This window comes from Nocardiopsis trehalosi NBRC 14201 (assembly GCF_001552555.1).
GTDB classification, from domain to species: Bacteria; Actinomycetota; Actinomycetes; order Streptosporangiales; family Streptosporangiaceae; genus Nocardiopsis_B; species Nocardiopsis_B trehalosi.
Genome location: NZ_BCRK01000334.1, coordinates 1 through 2,279 on the forward strand (window position 1 = coordinate 1; position 2,279 = coordinate 2,279).

The following is a 2,279-nucleotide window of genomic DNA, read 5'->3' on the forward strand; positions in this document are numbered from 1 at the left end:
ATGGACGCGCTAGACGTGAGGGGATCGCCGCCGGACCTACTGGCGGTTGCCGAATTCGGCTAAGCGGGATCAAGGCGGCGGCTCCGCCGCCGCGCCGGGGTCTGCCGCAAGCTGCGGGCTGGCGCCCGGTCTCCCGGCAGACCCCGGCGCCACCGCAGGCCGACAACTGCCGAAAGAACCCGCGGCGCCGGCGACTGACCCCCACTGCCGAAAAAACCGCCGCCCCCAAACGACCCGCGACACGCCGGTGCCACCCGCGCGCAGATACCTGCGCTCTTGTCCTCTTGGGGGCGCGGGGCGCGGGTCCGGCGGTGGGCGGGGCGGCGGTTCAACCGCCCCGCCCACCGGGGCCGTTACTTCTTCTTGGCCCAGTCGCGGAACTTGGCGCTCTCCTTCTGGATGTCCTTGCGGACACTCGCCGGAGTCGGCTCCTTGGGGAGCTCCGGCCCCTTGTCCTTCTTCGCCATGCTGGTCACCTCCTCGGCGCTCTGTGGAGTTGTCAAGCTGCGGGGTGAAGGGTCGGGGCCTTCGGTGGCTCAAACACCCCGACCCTTCACTGTAGATTCTACCCTATCTGAGGGTGGTTAAACCCTCAGCCACACTTGGGGTTCGGGCACGAACCGCCGTCGGCGATCCAGGTCCCACAGCGGGAGCAGGCGTACCCCTCCATGACGAGGACCATCCGGCGGATCATGTTCTTGATCTTCTGCATGTTCCCTCTCCTGGGTTTGGTGTGCGGATCGCAGATCCCTGCGCGCACCCCGCCCACCGCCGGACCCGCGCCCCGCGCCCCCAAAACGCCCTCACGTCAACCAGGAACCCGCCGCCACCGGGGAAGACACGCCGAAGCACCCCGCCGGCGGAAAACGAAAAGCGGAGAAACGCTCGTAGAGCGTCCCTCCGCTATAACTTGCTTTCAAGAGGTGGTGGCGTTAGGGGGCGGCCGCACCGGTCGCGCTTCCTGTACGGCGTACGGGTGAGGGGCGGCGCGTTCGCGCCTGCCGCCGCCCGGAGGCCCGTGGAGGGCCCCTGAGTGCGCCTCAGGGGCCCTCCAGGAGCGCTCAGAGGGCGGCGAGGGGGTCGGCGGCGGGGTGGCAGTCCCTGCAGCGGCGCATGGCCTCGCTGCCGTCGTCGCGGATGGCCATCACCAGGCGGGTGCGTTCGTCGCAGCGGCCGCACCAGGCGGGCTTGGGGCCGGTCACGGTGAAGCGGGCCGGGTCGGGGCGGGGGTCGGCGGGGCGGCCCCAGCCGGGGGTGCGGGTGCGGGCGCCCAGGAGGACGCGGACGGCGGAGCCGGCGTCGTTCAGGTCGCGGGTGAGCTCGTCGGTGATCGTGGCCTCGTCGCCGCCGGCGGCGAGTTCGCGTGCGACGCGCTCAGACAGCCGCTGGCGGTCGCGGGGGCCGGGGGCGCGGTGGTGGGAGGGCCAGCGGCGTACGGCGGCGTCCACGAGGCTCTGAGCGCGCTTCAGCGCGTCGTCCTCGGGTGGCGGAGCCTCGTCCTCCCTCCCGGCCGGTTGAGCAGGCTCCGCCGCTGGTGAGGAGGGGAGGGGAGGGGAGGAGTTGTTCTCTTGTTCTTCCTTCAAGTGCTCTCTCTTAGAGCCCCCCTGAAAACCAGGGCCTGGTTTCCAGTCGCTGGTGCTGACCTGCGGAAACGCCGTGTTCTCGCAGGTCAGGTCCAGCGACTGGTTTTCAGGCGCTGGCTCCGGTGCGGGTTCGGGTTCCGGGCGCGGCTGCGGAACGGGGTAGAGCCGGTAGTCGATGCGCCCCAAGGTGCCGTCGGGCAGGCGCTCGCGGGTGCGCACCAGGTAGCCCCGGTCCTCGAGTTGGCGCAGGCCCCGGCGGATCACGTCGCGGCCGCCCAGACCGGCGCGGACCATCGCGGGCACGTCGAAGCGGAAGCTGGTGGAGTGGCTGGCCATCCACGCGGCAGCGGCGCGGGCGGTGGCGGACAGGCTGGCGTCGCGGATGAAGGCGCGCGGGAACCGGAACCAGGGGTCCTCGGTCCAGGAGGCGTCGAGCGCGATGTAGGAACCCTGATCAGTCACTGGGCACCCCCCGCGAGGAACGAAGGGGTGACGGCCGCGATAGCGGCCGGGCGCTGTGCCGTCAGGGCAGGAGTCGATATACTCATAGCGTCTTTCGTTGTGACAGGCGAGGACCTTCGGCCGGGAGTGTGGAGCTCCCGGCCTTTTCTTTTGTCTGGGCGCGACCTTATCGCGCAGGCCCGCAGGGGTGGGAGATCCGCGCTGGTTGGGGCTCCGCGGGCGCCGGCCGCGCGC

General features: G+C 71.2%; 1 protein-coding gene. It reads right to left on the reverse strand.

The features are described from left to right. Positions 1-1,061: 1,061 nt before the first annotated feature. Positions 1,062-2,045 (reverse strand): hypothetical protein, encoded by a 984-nt coding sequence (locus NT8_RS29670; protein ID WP_157516007.1) that lies wholly within the window; start codon positions 2,043-2,045, stop codon positions 1,062-1,064. Between the last annotated feature and the right edge of the window lie 234 nt (positions 2,046-2,279).